The 15,348-nt window shown below is 69.1% G+C and carries 12 protein-coding genes and 7 pseudogenes; 8 read left to right on the top strand and 11 right to left on the bottom strand.

The features are described 5' to 3' along the window. Positions 1–114: 114 nt before the first annotated feature. Positions 115–272 (bottom strand): annotated as a pseudogene (locus tag D1369_RS43540) (IS5/IS1182 family transposase); the annotation flags it as partial. 40 nt (positions 273–312) lie between these two features. Between D1369_RS43540 and D1369_RS41990 the strand changes: the two are divergent. After that, a pseudogene (locus tag D1369_RS41990) lies at positions 313–393 on the top strand (universal stress protein); the annotation flags it as partial. Between the two features lie 64 nt (positions 394–457). Here the strand turns inward: D1369_RS41990 and D1369_RS41985 are convergent. Further along, positions 458–1,519: a 2-oxoglutarate and iron-dependent oxygenase domain-containing protein gene (locus D1369_RS41985; RefSeq protein WP_007379180.1), complete on the bottom strand. Its 1,062-nt coding sequence runs from the start codon at positions 1,517–1,519 to the stop codon at positions 458–460. 180 nt (positions 1,520–1,699) lie between these two features. On the opposite strand from D1369_RS41985, the pseudogene D1369_RS44380 reads away from it, so the two are divergent. Next, positions 1,700–1,935, top strand: a pseudogene (locus D1369_RS44380) (amino acid permease); the annotation flags it as partial. A 452-nt stretch (positions 1,936–2,387) separates the two neighbouring features. Further along, positions 2,388–2,570: pseudogene (locus D1369_RS43535) on the top strand (IS5/IS1182 family transposase); the annotation flags it as partial. A gap of 162 nt (positions 2,571–2,732) precedes the next feature. Here the strand turns inward: D1369_RS43535 and D1369_RS43530 are convergent. The 6 genes and pseudogenes from D1369_RS43530 to D1369_RS44375 form a co-directional block, all read right to left on the bottom strand. Then, a complete protein-coding gene (locus D1369_RS43530; protein WP_007379182.1) occupies positions 2,733–3,110 on the bottom strand; it encodes a helix-turn-helix domain-containing protein in 378 nt (125 codons plus the stop codon). 460 nt (positions 3,111–3,570) lie between these two features. Further along, positions 3,571–4,221, bottom strand: coding sequence for a CoA transferase subunit B (locus D1369_RS41960; protein WP_037898524.1), 651 nt, complete (start codon positions 4,219–4,221; stop codon positions 3,571–3,573). Then, a pseudogene (locus D1369_RS41955) lies at positions 4,221–4,986 on the bottom strand (CoA transferase subunit A). Before D1369_RS41955 ends, D1369_RS41960 begins: the two are co-directional and overlap by 1 nt. Before the next feature lie 74 nt (positions 4,987–5,060). Further along, positions 5,061–6,005, bottom strand: coding sequence for a fumarylacetoacetate hydrolase family protein (locus D1369_RS41950; protein ID WP_007379183.1), 945 nt, complete (start codon positions 6,003–6,005; stop codon positions 5,061–5,063). Further along, positions 6,002–7,603: an MFS transporter gene (locus D1369_RS41945; RefSeq protein WP_007379184.1), complete on the bottom strand. Its 1,602-nt coding sequence runs from the start codon at positions 7,601–7,603 to the stop codon at positions 6,002–6,004. The genes D1369_RS41950 and D1369_RS41945 overlap by 4 nt, the downstream gene beginning before the upstream one ends. Positions 7,604–7,983: 380 nt before the next feature. Continuing rightward, a pseudogene (locus tag D1369_RS44375) lies at positions 7,984–8,559 on the bottom strand (MBL fold metallo-hydrolase); the annotation flags it as partial. A 221-nt stretch (positions 8,560–8,780) separates the two neighbouring features. Here D1369_RS44375 and D1369_RS41935 point away from each other — a divergent pair. Next, positions 8,781–9,431, top strand: a complete 651-nt coding sequence (locus D1369_RS41935) for a TetR/AcrR family transcriptional regulator (RefSeq protein WP_046916616.1) — start codon at positions 8,781–8,783, stop codon at positions 9,429–9,431. A gap of 196 nt (positions 9,432–9,627) precedes the next feature. On the opposite strand, the gene D1369_RS41930 is transcribed toward D1369_RS41935, so the two are convergent. Together D1369_RS41930 and D1369_RS41925 are read right to left on the bottom strand one after the other, a co-directional pair. Then, the gene (locus D1369_RS41930) at positions 9,628–9,906 is read right to left on the bottom strand and encodes a hypothetical protein (RefSeq protein ID WP_007379187.1); all 279 of its coding nucleotides are present in this window, start codon (positions 9,904–9,906) and stop codon (positions 9,628–9,630) included. A gap of 524 nt (positions 9,907–10,430) precedes the next feature. After that, on the bottom strand, positions 10,431–10,835 hold the full coding sequence (locus tag D1369_RS41925) for a hypothetical protein (RefSeq protein ID WP_158680090.1): 405 nt from the start codon (positions 10,833–10,835) through the stop codon (positions 10,431–10,433). 175 nt (positions 10,836–11,010) lie between these two features. Here D1369_RS41925 and D1369_RS41920 point away from each other — a divergent pair. Beyond that, positions 11,011–11,829, top strand: a pseudogene (locus tag D1369_RS41920) (IS5 family transposase). Between the two features lie 20 nt (positions 11,830–11,849). Here D1369_RS41920 and D1369_RS41915 read toward each other — a convergent pair. After that, positions 11,850–12,641, bottom strand: a complete 792-nt coding sequence (locus D1369_RS41915; protein WP_007379190.1) for an MBL fold metallo-hydrolase — start codon at positions 12,639–12,641, stop codon at positions 11,850–11,852. Between the two features lie 77 nt (positions 12,642–12,718). Here D1369_RS41915 and D1369_RS41910 point away from each other — a divergent pair, with 77 nt between their 5' ends. The 3 genes from D1369_RS41910 to D1369_RS41905 all read left to right on the top strand — a co-directional run bounded on the left by D1369_RS41910 (position 12,719) and on the right by D1369_RS41905 (position 14,975). Next, entirely contained in the window at positions 12,719–13,321 is a 603-nt protein-coding gene (locus tag D1369_RS41910; RefSeq protein ID WP_007379191.1) for an ABATE domain-containing protein, read from the top strand. Between the two features lie 554 nt (positions 13,322–13,875). Further along, a complete protein-coding gene (locus D1369_RS43325) occupies positions 13,876–14,472 on the top strand; it encodes a hypothetical protein (protein WP_162950988.1) in 597 nt (198 codons plus the stop codon). After that, positions 14,442–14,975 (top strand): hypothetical protein, encoded by a 534-nt coding sequence (locus tag D1369_RS41905; RefSeq protein ID WP_237557569.1) that lies wholly within the window; start codon positions 14,442–14,444, stop codon positions 14,973–14,975. Before D1369_RS43325 ends, D1369_RS41905 begins: the two co-directional genes overlap by 31 nt. Positions 14,976–15,348: the final 373 nt, after the last annotated feature.

The following is a 15,348-nucleotide window of genomic DNA, read 5'->3' as shown; positions in this document are numbered from 1 at the left end:
CGGGTCCACAGCATCACCTTGCGCGCTGACGCCCTTCGGCCCGCCGCCCGGGCCACCCGGCAGCTCACCCTCGAGGCAGGCGACGACAAACCCTCGCACTCGAAGCCGTCGCCGACCGCTGACCAACGCATAGACGATGGCCGCGAACAGCGTCTCACCAGGGGGTTGGCTGTTCCGCCGCCCTGCGGCCGCGTTCGTTGCTCTGGGATCAGCGGCTTCGCAATGTCATACAGTCCGTCCGGCCCGATCCAACTCCAAGTACCCCGCCCCATACCGGGTCACCGTCGGCCTCACCACGTAGGACACGGTCTTAAGGCGCCGCACCGGATCGTCGCGTCGGTCGCCGTGCGTCTGGTGAAGGCGGGGCGGTGGCCGGTGACGGTGGTGCCGTAGCCGGGCTCATGGCGGGGCCGCGGCCCGGTGCCGGCCCTGCCGAGTCGGGCGCACGTCGGTCGGTTCAGGTCAGTGCCTCCTCGCGCAGCCGGTCCAGCACCTTCAGCCGGCCCTCCGTCTCGATGCGGGCGGTGGTCACGCGCTCCGGATAGCAGCGCATGAACATCCGGGTGAAGTGGGTGCCGTAGTGGATGTACTCGGTGGGGTCCGCGGTGTCGAGCGGGCGGGCCACCGCGTTGAAGGCCGGTTCGTGGAAATAGGCGAGGGTGTAGCGCTCGCGGTCGGCCAGGCGGACCTTGTGCGGGGTCGACAGGAGGGCGCCGCCGGTCATGAACTGCATGATGTCGCCGGGGAAGACGGTGAGGACGGCCGGGACCGGGGTGACGTAGGTCCACGGCTCCTCGTGTTCGTGACGGCCGGCCATGGACTCGCCGGGCAGCCAGTTTCGGCCGCGTTCCTCGCCGGGAACGGGTGGCCGGACGTAGAGGCCGCCGACGTCGTCCTGCGCTGCGATGACGAGCAAGCCGTAGTCGGTGTGGGCGCCTATGCCGCGTTCGGAGCGCGCGTCGGCGGGCGGGAACCGCAGGACCCGCATGTGGTGCCAGCCGTCCGCGGTGAGCCGGGTGAAGTGGTCGGGGTCGTCCAGGCCGAGGCCGAGAGCCGTGAGCCGGAGCAGGCGGTGCCCCAACTCGCCGACGGCCGTCATGTAGCCCTTCATGGCGCGGGCGTAGCCGGGTGAGGGCCAGGGTGCCGGGCCGTGGCAGGGCCATTGGTCGATGACGCGGGGGTCGTCGGCCGGGATGTCGGGGCACACCGTGAAGATCTCCGAGCCGTCCCGCTCCCCCGCCGTCTCCTCCTCGCCGGAGGCCACGTAGCCGCTGTAGCTGAGGTCCGAGACGTACCCTGCCTTCTCCTTGAGGGGTCTGCGACAGAAGGCCCGGGATGCCTCCAGTGCCCTTTCGGTGGCTTCCTGTTGGGCGGGGGTGGCGTGGACCTGGAAGATGCCGTCGGACTGCCAGGCGGCGACGAGCGCTCGGCCGAGGGCCCGGTCGGCATCCGTGCCGTCGACGGCGGTCGGCAGCCGGAACGTCCGCAAGGGCGCCGGGACATGTGGGTCAGTGGTCATTCTGGAACCTCCGAGAACTCCGCTCAGTGGTTGCGGGACAAACTACTCCGACCCACGAACTGAACGGCCGTTCAGTTCACTTGCTTCCGCCATGTATTGCGCGGCGCCTTCCGTCCCGGGCGTCTCGGGGTCGCCATGATCTGCCGTCACCCCTTTGCCGAACGCGAAGAGGTGAGGCGCATGGCACGGTTCCGGATGGGCGAGGGGATTCTCCGCCGCAAACCGATCGAGGGCGGCGCGGAGACGGAATCCGGCGCGGCCACGGCCTGGAACGGTCGCTCGGGCTGTGGCCGCCGACCGCAATCGGCGTAGGCGGCATCATCGGTGCGGGCACCTTCACTCCGTCCGGGACAGTGGCGGACGGTACGGCGGGACCCGCAGTCCTCGTCTCCTTCCTCGTCGCCGGTGTTGTTTCGGGTACTCGCACAAGCGGTCGGCGTCGGCGGGGTGTCACGGGCTTCTCCAAGATGGGGAAGTGCGAGGTGCCCGCCACCAGGACCGAGCGGCCGTTGCACGCGGTGTTCGCGAAGCGTTCGGCGTCGGCGAGCAGGTCCGGCGAGTCCAGCGTGCCGTTGACGGTGAGCACCGGGACGTCGATCTCGGGCACCCGGGCCCAGGTATCCGTCATCGGCACATGCCAGTTCCGCTCCCCCGGGGTGTGCTTGGCGATGGTGTGCAGGGCCATCTCGCGCAGGCGGTCGAGGATGCGCGGGTCCAGGTCCTCCGCCGAGCGGAAGGGGCCTCTTGCCCGCGTGGGTCTGTGCGACCGCACTGCGACGGAACGGGGAGCCCGATGCCTAACGAGTTGGTGCGTGACAACGGGTGAGGTGTCGTGCCAGGTGGATGGCATGATCCCGCTGTGGCGATCATGGTCAATCGGGCAGTACTGTCACATCGGCTGTTTACGGGGCTCTCTCAATCTCATCTTGCGTGCCTGGTCGAAGAGTTGGCCGAGCCTTGGCAGGCCGGGATCGAGGGTCGTCGCCATGCGACGCGGGGCGGGGCCAGGAAGCGCGCCGCGGGTGCCGGCGCCAGCCATCAGCTGGTGTTCGCGGTGCTGGGGCTGCGGTCATGTGTTCTTCCCTGCCTTCTCCTGCTTGATGCGGTTCCAGGCCTCGGTGAAGACGGGCAGCAGCCCGTCCGCTAGGTAGTAGCCGCCGGTCTTGGACCAGCCCTCTTCGCTGCGCGTGTGCCGGGGCGAGGTCGCTGGACGTCATGTGTCCAGGATGGATGGCAGGGAAGTCAGGTGCTGGGCGATCGGGGCTTTCCATCTCCGGGACGAGACGTCAGGCACCACTTCCTGGCGCGCGGGGCCCTGGCCGGCCAGCAGGCCGACGGCCGTCCGTACGGGTAGGCAGGCACCTCGGGCAGCGGTGCCTCGATCACCTCGCGTGCGGCGGGCGCGGAAGGCGTCCATCACGGTCGGCCAGGACAGGTGCAGATCCCGGGCGGCCTCGATGACTGTGGAGGCGGCGTCGCGTATTCGCCGCCCGGCGGCACCGCGCAGTCGCACGGTGATCCGCGCGCCGGCCGGTAGCTGCGGGACCCGCTCGGTGAAGGACCGGCGCAGCAGCCGGGCTCCCGGCACCACCAGCGACGCCTGTGCCGACGGAACTCCAGTCCGCTCACGCCGTACGGCAGATCGCGGGGCCGGGTGGTCGCGGAGCCCTTCACCCGGGTGGCGAAGACTCCGCAGACCGGGCAGGCCCGGGCCCTCTCATCGGCCGTGACCGAGCGGACTCGGCATCTCCCATCCGCCAGCCGCTCGCCCCGGGCGACGGACGCCCCGCCGAAACCGAGCAACACCGTCGTATCGCTCGAAGCGGGTGTTGCAGGTTCGAAACCTGCCGGGGCACAGAAAAACGCCTGGTCATAGGCCCCGTCCGGCGGACGGGAGGGCCTTCGTGGTCCCAGTACACATCAGTCCGCCGACGGCCGCGGTCCCTCCGGTATATGGAGGAAGCGGCGCCAGTCGGCCCCGGTGAGCCGCTGCCTGCTGAAGGGGTCGGGTGAGGACAGGACACATTCGGAGGTTCTTCCTGGTGGCGGAGTCAGCCGTGGGGGACGGAGAGTGCCATTCCCACCTCCGGTTCGGTGCGCTCGCGAACGTCCGAGAGGGACACTTCAGGGGCGAGTTCTACCAGGGACAGGCCGTCGGCCGTGATGTCGAGGACGGCGAGGTCGGTGATGACGCGGTGGACGCAGGCGCGCCCGGTCAGCGGGAGGGTGCACTCATCGACGATCTTCGGGGAGCCGTCCTTGGCGGTGTGCTCCATGAGGAAGATGACCTTGCGGGCGCCGTGCACCAGGTCCATGGCACCGCCCATGCCTTTGATCGTCTTGCCGGGTACGGTCCAGTTGGCGAGGTCACCGGCCGCGGAGACCTGCATGCCGCCCAGCACGGCGACGTCGATGCGGCCGCCGCGGATCATTCCGAAGGACTGTGCTGAGTCGAAGAACGCGGCGCCGGACAGCACGGTGACGGTCTTTTTGCCCGCGTTGATCAGGTCGGGGTCGACCTCGTCGTCGTAGGGGTAGGGGCCGGTGCCCAGGATGCCGTTCTCCGAGTGTAGAACCACATGGATGCCGGGCGGGAGGTGGCTGGGGATGAGGGTGGGCAGTCCGGTGCCCAGGTTGACGTAGGAGCCGTCGGGCAGTTCGCGTGCGGCGCGGGCCGCCATCTGGTCGCGGGTCCAGGCCATCAGTGCTGCTCCTCACGCGTGCGGACGGTGCGCCTCTCGATGCCTTTGTCGTCGGCGAGGACGGGGCCCACGATCCGGTCGACGTAGATGCCGGGCAGGTGGACGGCGTCGGGGTCGATGGCGCCGGGTTCGACGAGTTCCTCGACCTCGGCGATGGTGGTCCGTCCGGCCATGGCCGCGAGGGGGTTGAAGTTGGCGGCGCTGTGGTGGAAGACGAGGTTGCCGTGGCGGTCGCCGCGGGCGGCCCGTACGAGGGCGAAGTCGGTGGTGATGGCCTCCTCCAGGACGTACGTCCGGCCGCGGAACTTTCGCGTCTCCTTGGGCGGGGAGGCCACCGCGACGCTGCCGTCGGGGCCGTAGCGCCAGGGCAGTCCGCCCTCGGCGACCTGGGTGCCGACCCCGGCCGGGGTTGTAGAAGGCGGGAATGCCGGTGCCGCCGGCGCGAAGCCGTTCGGCGAGGGTGCCCTGCGGGGTGAGTTCCACTTCCAGTTCACCGGCGAGGTACTGGCGGGCGAACTCCTTGTTCTCCCCGACGTAGGAGCCGGTCACCCGGGCGATGCGGCCGGCCGCCAGCAGGATGCCGAGCCCCTGGCCGTCCACGCCGCAGTTGTCGGAGACCACACGCAGGCCGCCGGCGCCCTGCGCGAGCAGGGCGCCGATGAGCACGGTGGGGATACCGCACAGCCCGAAGCCGCCCACCGCCAGCGAGGTCCCTTCCGGTATGTCGACGACCGCGTCGGCGGCCCAGGCCATGACTTTGTCCACGTTGTTCATGCCTTTCTCCGGTGCCGGATGGGGTGTCCGGCACCGGGGTGGTGCCAGAGCTCAGCGCGCGGTGGTCATCGGCTGCTGCGGGCAGGTGGCAGACGGATTGGGGCGACGCCCTCGACGACGGTGTTGCTGATGGCACCGATGCCCTCGACTGTCATGGTGACCGTGTCGCCGGGGGCGAGGGGCGGGGGTTCGAGGAGGCCGTTGCGGCCCCAGAGTTCGGCCAGGCAGCCGCCGTTGCCGCAGGTGCCGGAGCCCAGGACGTCGCCGGGGCGGATCCAGGTGCCGCGGGAGGCGTACGCCGCCATCTCCTCGAACGTCCAGGCCATGTTGGCCAGTCGGTCCTGGCCGACGGTCTCGCCGTTGACCTGGACGGTCAGGGTGAGGTCGAGGAAGCCTTCCGGGTTGCGGTGGGGTTCGAGTTCGTCGGCGGTGACGAGCCAGGGGCCGAGGGTGGTTGCCGTGTCCTTGCCCTTGGCCGGGCCGAGTTTGACCTTCATCTCGCGGCCCTGGAGGTCGCGGGCGGACCAGTCGTTGAGGATCGTGTAGCCGAGGATGTGCTCGCGTGCCTGGTCGGGGGGCAGGTCCCGGCCGGGCTTGCCGATGACGGCGGCAACTTCGAGTTCGAAGTCGAAGCGTGCGCAACCCGGCGGTACCGGCACGTCGTCGTGGGCGCCGATCACCGAGTACGGGTTGGTGAAGTAGAACGCGGGGGCTTCGTACCACTCGTCGGGCACGGTGTCGCCGTATCCCTGGGCGATGCCCGCGACGTGGGCCTCGAAGGTCATGTAGTCGCGTACGGTCGGCGGTCGCAGCGGTGGCAGCAGCCGTACGTCGGCCAGGGGCACCGGCAGGGAGCCGGTCAGGGCGCGTTCACCCGCCCCGCGCAGGGACTGCTCGCCCTCCGCGATCAGGTCCAGCAGTTCGACGGGGTATTCGAACGGGTGGACCTGACCGTCGGCGACGAGTCCCGACTGCCATTTCCCGTCGTGGACGAAGGTCGCGAACTTCACGCCGTGCTCCCTTCCGCCTCGGCCGGCCGCGTGCCGCTGGGTCGGAAGCCGACGAAGACGGCGGCGATCACAGCGGCGGACAGACAGGCGACGGCGGTGAGGATCAGTCCGTTGTTGTAGCCGCGGGCAAGTGCCTCCGTGGTGTACGGAGCGAGCTTGGCGCTGAGGGGGCCGAGGTCGGCGGTGTGCAGCGCGAGCGGGCCGCCCTCGTGCAGGACGGTGGAGGCGATGCCGTGCTCCTTGGGGGTCAGGCCCGCGTCGGCAAGGCTGCCGGTGATTTGACGTGCGGCCATGCCGAGGGCGACGGCGCCGACGATGGCGGGGCCGAGGGTCTGGCCGAGGTCGCGGACCAGGCTGGTGGTGGCGCCCGCCATGCCGGTCAGCTTGGGCGGTACGACGTTCACGGCCGCGGCGGTGAGCGCGGCGACGACCAGACCGAAGCCGACACCGTTGAGCACCAGCGGCCCGAGCAGGGGGATCAGGCCGCTTTCGTGGATCGGCACCGCCCGCAGCCACAGTTGGGCTCCAGCCAGTGAGACGAACCCGGTGACGAGCATGGGGCCGGGGCCCACCCGGTGCAGCAGGCGGACCAGCAGCGGCCAGATGAGCGGGGTGACGCCCTGGATGATCAGGAAGGGCACTGCGGCCTGGAAGGGGCTCTGGTGCTGAATGACGCCGAGGCGGATGCTCAGGTCGTACGCGCCGCCGAGGAAGCCGAACATGCCGATCACCGCCATCCCGGCCGACGCGGCGAAGGCCGGGATGCGGAACAGCTCCAGGCGCAGCATCGGGGCCGCGCTGCGGCTCTCCACCAGCACGAACGCGACGATGAACACGGCGAAGGCGACGAAGGACGCGACGACGGGTGTCGAGCTCCAGCCGTCGGAGGGGCCCTGGATGATGCCGTACAGCAGGGCGAGCATGGCCACGGCAATGGCGATCTGGCCCGGCCAGTCGAGCGAGCGGCCCTCGGGGGCACTGGACTCTGTGGCCAGCAGCCAGGCACCCAACGCGGTGATCACGGCGAGCACGCCGGTCACGCCGAACGCCCACTGGAAGGAAGCGTGTTCGACGATCCCGCCGGACATCAGGGGGGCGAGGAAGGCGCCGAGCGACAGTGCCGTGGTCCAGGAGGCCAGCCCCTTGGCCCGTGCGGCCGGGGTGGTCGTGACCGCGGTGATCATGGACAGGGAGGCGGGGAAGAGCGCGGCGGCTCCGATGCCGGAGATCGCCTGACCGGTGATCAGCTGGGCTGCCGAGTCCGAGGTGGCGGACACCAGGTAGCCGACGGCGGACACCAGTGCCGCGCCCACCACCAGTTTCTTGCGGCCGTACAGGTCGCCCACGACGCCGAAGGTCAGCGCGAGGACGGCGGCGGGCACCAGGAAGGCGTCACTGATCCAGGTCAGTTCTCCGCCGGACGCGTGGAGGGTGCGCTGCATGACGCCGTTGATCGCGGCGGGCAGGACCAGTCCGATCTGGGCCAGGCAGACGGCCAGACAGCCGGCGATGATCGTGCGGGTGTGGCGTGCCGTAGAGGCCGGTGTGGCATCTGGCGACGGGGCGGCGGATGGGTCGTAGGAGGGGGCGGAGACCATGTCTCCTCCTTGCAGGGTTTGGCGGGACGTATGGCCCGAGGGGACGGCGAGGAGTACGCACCGGAAGGGGCGGTGCGCCGGTCGGCGGAGGGTGGGGCGTCGTCAGAGGCGGGGCAGAGCTCGGCCATGCAGCCGAACAGCCCGGGGCCGTCGAGCGGGGGCAGGCTGGGGTCGAGCTCCCGGTAGACGGTGTGCACGTTGACGGCCAGGCGTTCACTCTCGTGCAGGTCCGCGAAGCGGCCGAGGCGGATGTCGCAGGCCGCGTCCATGACCGGCATACCGGCGGTGAACCGGGCGGTGGCCTGCTCATGGACGTATTCCAGGTAGTCGCGGATCTCACGGACCGCCTGTTTGGTGGTGACGGGGCCGTGGCCGGGCACGACGGTGTCCGCGTCGAGGCCCAGCAGCAGGTCGCAGGCGGCGAGCCAGTGGGCGAAGGGGCCGTGCCAGACGATCGGCGCTGCTCCGGCGAAGACGATGTCGCCGGTGTAGACGGTCCGGGCCTGCGGCACGTGCACGATCGTGTCGCTGGCGCTGTGCGCGGGTCCCACGTCGATGAGGCGGACCTCGGTGCCGCCGATGTCCAGGACTGTCTCGCCGTCGAAGATCCGGTTCGGGAGGGCGGGTTCGATGCCGGTGTAGTCGAAGCGGCCGAAGATCCGTCGCGCGAAGTGTCCGGCGGGGCTGTCCATGCCGGTCAGTGCCAGCATCTCGGCCGGACCCACCTGACGCATGTCGGCCACGGACCCGCGGGCCGCGATGATCTCGGCGTGAGCCACGAGCTGGTTGCCGAACCAGTGGTCGCCGTTGCCGTGGGTGTTGACCACGGTGGCGATGGGCGCGGTGGCGGTCAGTGGCGTCAGCGCGTCGAGCATGTTCTTGGTCAGCCGCAGGTCGTAGAGGGTGTCGACGAGCAGTGACTCGCCCCCGCCGGTGATCAGCCCGGCGTTGCTCATGCCCCATCCGACAGTGTCCGCGATCCAGGCGTAACAGCCGTGTCCGAGCTCGACACATCCTGTTCGGGATGCCACGGAAGCCACGTTGCCTCCTGTTTCGCCCCGCATCAAATAGCGAGACCTAGGTACATTATTGGACTGGGGTCCATCAATGGGTGACAATCTAAGAAGGTCGTGTGGAGGCGTCAATACCCGTGCAGCCATGTGCTGTACTGGAGGCCATGAAGATCCCGGAGGCCGGAGTCGAAGTCGTGCCCGCAGCGCCGCCCGCCGGACGGCGGGAACGCAAGCGACAGCAGGCGCGCGACCAGCTCTACGCCGCGGCGCTGCACCTGTTCGTCACCCAGGGGTACGAGGCGACGACCATGGACCAGATCGCCGAAACCGCCGACGTCGCCCGGGCCACCGTCTTCAACCACTTCTCACAGAAGGTCGGGTTCCTTGAAGAATGGGGAGTCCGCCGCCGCGCCCGCGTCAACGAGATCCTCGGCTCCCAGCACGCCGAGGACCTGCCGGTCGGCGACCGGCTGCGCCGTTACCTGAAGGCGATGGCCGACCTCAACGTCGCCTCCCGCGCCGAGACCACCGTCCTGATGGACGCCTCCGCGCGGTACGGCAGCCTTCTGCAGGATCGGTCTCTGGAAAACGAACTCGCCAGGATCGTCGAGCAAGGGCGGCAACGCGGGGAGATCAGGGCCGGCGTCGACCGCGATCAGGCCGGCCAACTGCTGGCCGCCTGCTACTTCTCGACGATCCTGCGCTGGATCCGCGAGGAACCGGCCCCCTTCGACCTGCACGAGCGCATCGCCGGGGCGCTCGACATCATCCTGCTGGGCCTTCTTGCCGACGAAACACATGCCGGGGAACCCTGACAGTTCTCCTCACCGCCGCCTTGAGGCAGAAGGCCGGTGGGCCCGTCGATTAAGCAAGCTTATGACTCCTGCGTGATCGTTCTGCGGAGAGAACATAAATGATCACGCAGGGCCCGGGCATCTTGCATCCAGGGCCAAGCCCCCCGGCCCAACACCTACTGTGACGTCCCATCCGTAGACCGAGCCACCGCACCGCTCAACTTCGAAGACCGTATTCACCGGGCTCCGTCCGCTGACCAGCTTCGTGCAGAACAGGGTGGCGGTAGTCGCCGCACGGCTGGAGCCGGAGCAGGAACAAGTGGCCGAAGGACCGGTTCTCCTGCATCAGCACGACGACGTGCTCGACGTCCTCGATCGTCCCCGTGCGGTGGTGGGCCGGGAGCGCGGCGGCGCGCTGGATGCTGTTCGACAGAGCCGTGAAGGCGGTGGTGGCGCCCGCCAGTTGGAGGGATCTGCGCCGGTTGACGTCGGACATGAGTGAGGGACCTCTCAATCCTGCGCATCGATGGCCCGTCGTCGCTACGAGGGCGGCCGGTGCTGCAGCGGCAACCAACCCTGCTCACCGCCGAGCTCGCAGCGGGGTGGCGACCTGTGCCGGGACATTTGGGGCGCGCTGTTTGGATGTCCCGGCGTCGGGCGATGTCGCCAGCGCTGTGGCCCTCGTCCTGGCCCTGTAGGAGGAGGAGAGGTGTGCGCAACAGCTCCTGCGGCTACCGGTTTCGGCGTCGCGGAGCTCCAGCTCGACATTGACGACGCAGAGCAGAACGACGTCACGCCACCGGCTTGGCCGTCGGCCAGCGATTACGGCTGCGGCGGCCTGGACGTGCTGATGGCACTGCCCTACGGCCTGCCCGACCGTTCATGGCCCTCAGCGATCACCGCTGGCCACTGGAAGCTGGTATCGAGCGGCCGCAGGCCGATGCGGCCTGCTCGATCAGTAAGTCGCACTGCCGAAGAATGCCACGTCCCGCAGGACCCGCCGGACGTTGAACGACAAGCTCAACTTAGTGTGAGAGAGAAATACGCGAGACCGTCGTCCCCCCTGGTGACGCCGGTGCCGCCGACCATCCTGCAGAGTTCCTCGGCGACACGCCAACTGCCGATGCTGCGGTGTGGGCTCACAGGACCGCGCGACCGGAGCAATGCGTCCTCCTCGTCCGGCGGGGGATCACCGCCCACGTAGCGGGCCAGATCATGGTTGACGTCCCAGCTGTACACATAGATCTTCACCGTGGCACCAGGGGACGACCGCTTCAGACTGACCCGCGTGTAGGACACCTCGTTGTCGCCCCCGATGGAGACGGTCGCTTCGAGCAAGGGATTCGTACCGCTCTTCGCCTCCCCGCGCCGCCTGGACAGCTCCAGCAGGTCGCTCAGGGCAGGTTCGGCCAGTCGGGCCATCATCGCAGCGAACGGGAACAGAGTGGCCTCCTCGCACAGCACACCGAAGGACGGGCTGCGGGCTCAGGCCTCGACCGTACCGGCAATGACCTACCGGCCTCACCCGAATGCCATCACTGGCTCTAACAAAGGCGAGTTGATCATGTGACTGTCGGCTTGATCGCTCGTTGGTGCGCGCATGGGGAAGCGTCAGTCGCGGCCGTGGATCGTGTCGGACGAACTGTGGTCGCTGATCGAACCGTTGCTGCCCGAGCCACCGCCGAAGCAGGTGGAGGGCTGGCCGCGGGTGCCCGACCGGCAGGCTCTGTGCGGGATCCTGTTTCGTGCTGCACACCGGCATCCAGTGGGAGTACCTGCCCCAGGAACTCGGTTTCGGCTCGGGCATGACCTGCTGGCGCCGCCTGGCGGCCTGGAACGAGGCCGGTGTCTGGGACCAGCTGCACCGGCTGCTGCTGACCAAGCTGCGCTCGAAGAACCAGCTGGACTGGTCCCGGGCGGTGATCGACTCCTCCCACGTCCGGGCCGCCCGCCGGGGCCCAAAAGCGGGCCCAGCCCGGTCGACCGCGCACGCCCGGGTAGCAAACACCACCTCATCACCGACGGCCAAGGGATCCCGCTCGCCGTGTCGCTGACCGGCGGCAACCGCAACGACGTCACCCAACTCCTGCCCCTGCTGGACAAGATCCCAGCAGTCGCGGGACTCGTGGGCCGGCCACGACGCCGACCCGACATGCTCTTCGCCGACCGCGGCTACGACCACGACAAGTACCACCGCCTCCTGCGTGAGCGGGGCATTCGCCCGGTGATCGCCGAACGCGGCCAGCCACACGGCACCGGCCTGGGCACCTTCCGCTGGGTCGTCGAGCGGACCATCTCGCGGCTGCACGGCTTCCGCCGGCTGCGCATCCGCTGGGAACGACGCGACGACATCCACGAAGCGTTCCTCGGACTCGCCGTCTGCCTGATCACCCACCGCCACGTCCAAAGGCTTTGTTAGGGCCAGTAAGGCGCCGAAGCTCAGTCTCGCTGGCCCCAGTCCAAGCGGTCGGCCAGACCGGCGGCAGTGAAGGCGGCGGCCAACTCGTCGCGGCCCTCGGTGAAGTGGGCCCAACTGTCGTAGTGAACAGGGACCACGCGACGGGCGCCGAGGAGTTGGGCCGCCTCGGCGGCCTGGGCGCTGCTCAGGACGATCAACTGGTTGTCGAAGAGTTCGGGGAAGCGGGGGGCGCCGGCAAAGAGGAGAGCGGTGTCAATGGGGGCGAAGCGCTCGGCAATCTCCTGGACCACGTCGAGGGAGGCATTGTCGCCGCTGACGTAGACGGTCGGCAGGTCCTCTCCGGTCAGGACGAAGCCGACGACCTGTCCGGTAACGGGTTCGACCTTCTCACGCGGCCCGGGGCCGTGTATGGCGGGAACACCGGTCACAGTGATCGTGCCACCCTCGGGGCGGTTCAGCTCGACGGATTCCCAGTCGGCCAGACCCTTCGCCCCGTCCTTGAGGCGCTGCCCGCCGCCGGGGGTGGTGAGGGTGAGCTCGACGTCGGCAAGCAGGGCTCGGCCGGACTTGTCCAGGTTGTCGGGATGCTCATCGTGCGACAGCAGAACCAAGTCTATGGAGCCGAGATCGGCGGGGGCTCCGCTGGAGGGGGCGGTCTTGGTGAGGAACCGGCCGTCGGGACGTGCGTAATCGCCCGGGGTGTCGAAGGTCGGGTCGGTGAGGAAGCGCAGGCCGCCGTACTCGAAGAGGGCGGTCGGGCCGCCGAAGACCCTGACCGGAAACGGATGCGTGGTTGCGGGAAGAGAAGACATGAGGCACCTCACGGATGAGAGTTTTTTAACCGTGAGAAGAACGTAGTCGCTTCTCACGGATACACGCAAGCCCTAACATGAGAAACGTGAAAGAGTCCCTGACCGACCAGCTCGGCCTGCCGCCCGCTCAGGGCGAGGAGGAACACCTCTCCCTCGCCCTCGCCAACAGCGCGATCGCACTGACGGGCGGCCATGCGGTCGATTTTCTGGGCACCCCCGCGCAGGCCAACCACTGGTTGACAGAACGCGGGCTCGCACCGGTCGACGCCGGTATGCGGGAGATGTGCGCGACGCAACTGCGCTCGCTGCGCGAACAGATCAGGTCGCTGTTCGCCGCCCGCTCCGAAGGGCTGGCTGCCCTCCCCGCCGCGGTCAGGGCCGTCAACGACGCGATGACCCGCGTTCCCACCGCCCCCCTGCTGCAGTGGGACGACAAGACCGGCCCCTACCGCTCCACCCCGCACCGCACCACCGCGATCGTCGACCACGCCCTGGCCACCCTCGCCGCTGACGCCGCCGACCTGCTCACGGGCCCCGACGCGGTCCGCCTCACCGCCTGCGGCTCCGCCCCCTGCAACCGCTACCTGCTCCGCCACGGCCGCCGCCACTGGTGCTCCACCCGCTGCGGCGACCGCGCACGCGCCGCCCGCGCCTACGCCCGCCGCACAGCCTCCCCCTGACACTGAACCCAGCGACCACCCGTCCTAAATCGAACAATGCCGAGCCCACTGCCGCTCAAATGGCTGAACGTCTGCTGGCAGCCTTCTCCCGAGCCCATCCGCGCGCGCCGGTTGCGGCGCGGGCCTCCGTAGCCGCGGCAACCGCCGAAGGCCCACGAGCCGACCGGATGCACGAGCAGATCAGCCAGTAGGGCCAGGCATTCCCACGCCGACCCACAGCATCTCCGGTTGAGGCCTCCACGGCATCGGCCCTCGCGGCCGTCCGTGCGGAACAGGCGCGGACTCTGGCTGACCGGACAGAACAACTCCGCCGACACGCGCCTCGCTGTCGAGTTCAGACAGACGATCGCTGCTTCGACTCCCCGTGAGCGGACGGCGCCCCCGGCCGGCGACAGAGCACCGCTTCCGATTCCGGCGCCGCGCGTCACCCGAGGACGGCCGTCCGAATGCGCCCGCGTAACCCCGGTTGAGACTGCTGAACCATGGGCGCCACACGGCACGCGACCTGAGGGAGGCGGAACGAGGTGACGATGCCCTAGGCCGGTGACGACCAGTTGCACCAGTTCCTGGCCGACTCGGCCAACCGGACCGTCGCCCTCACCACCGCCATGGCCCGCTGCGCCAAGGCCCTCGGGCTGCATCACTCCGTGGCCTATCTCGCCGACATCCAGCAATGTCACCTGGCACCGCTCACCGATGTGACCGCGACGCTCCCTATCGACCACTCCCTGGCGGGCTGGACGTACCGCACCCAGTCCCTGCGAGTCGCGTCCGCGGATTCCGGCGCGATGGTGGCCTGGTTCCCCTTGCTGGACGGCGCCGAACGACTGGGAGTCCTAGCCGTCTACTGCCACTCCCCCACCGCCGCCTCCCTGAATCGCGGCAAGGCCCTGGCCACCCTCGTGGCGATGATGGTCACCTCCCGGCGCACCTTCACGGACTCGTACGTCCAGCGCACCCGCACCAAACGCATGCAACTGCCCTCCGAGATGCTGCGTGCCTTCCTGCCGCCCCGGACGATCGGCAATACGCGCGTGGTCTCCACGGCCGTCCTCGAACCCGCCTACGGGATCAGTGGCGACGCCTTCGATCACGCCCTCCCCGAGACGACCCTGACCCGTTGCCGCAGCCCGGCTTCCCGACGTTCGTGAGCACGAAGGGGGGAACGTGGGACGGGTGGGGCAGCGAGGTGCACTGCGATGGGCAGCGCGAAGATGCGATGCAAGACAAGGTGTTGGACGCGATCATGAAGAGCGATCCGGTGGGCAGCACGTGGGGGCCGGTCGATGAAGGGCTCAATCGCATCAGAAACTTCGTACGGTGGGGCTGGAACAAGACCACCGCGGCACAGGGCGGCGTCCTCGGCGGCAGCGTGCCGGTTCTCATCGCGTACGGGGAGTACGACAGGCAGGTGAACACGTCGAGCGAAGACCCGGACTTTAACTTCTCGGTCCCCGCGCTCTACAAGGCCATCGCCGGCGACCACAAGCTGATGGTCAAGCTGGACTGCGCCGGGCACTCGGTGGTGTGGGAGATGCAGCACGAGCACGTGCACGACCTCTCGAAGCACTGGCTCAAGCACCTGAAAGTCGACGGCAAGACCCAGGGCATCTTCAACATGAACACCAACCGCGACATCAGCCCTGCCCCGTAGGACAGCCGTCGACCGCGAACCGTGGGGGTCCAAGGTCCCATACCCCAGCCTTACGCTCTCGCTCGAACGGCGGGCCACGGGATCGTCCGCGGTGGCGGCGCCCTGGGTGCGAGCGTGACCGGGTGGATCATCCGGTGGATTCAGCAACGCCGTCCCGGCGCTGATCCGTGGTCCACCCTCAGTCTGGTGGTCCCGCAGTCCAAGACCGTGACCACCAGAACGCCAGTACTCGCGGTGAGAACGCCGACGTAAACGAGTTGCCGAAGAAGTCCCGGGTGAAGAAGGTGACCGAGCCTCAGGCGCTGGCCCTGCAGCCACGCTCCCCTACGGAGGAGCGATCGAGCATTCCGCGATCTCACCGGCGTATGTCCCC

The organism is Streptomyces sp. CC0208 (genome assembly GCF_003443735.1).
GTDB classification, from domain to species: Bacteria; Actinomycetota; Actinomycetes; order Streptomycetales; family Streptomycetaceae; genus Streptomyces; species Streptomyces sviceus.
This window is presented reverse-complemented; position numbering and strand designations above follow the sequence as displayed.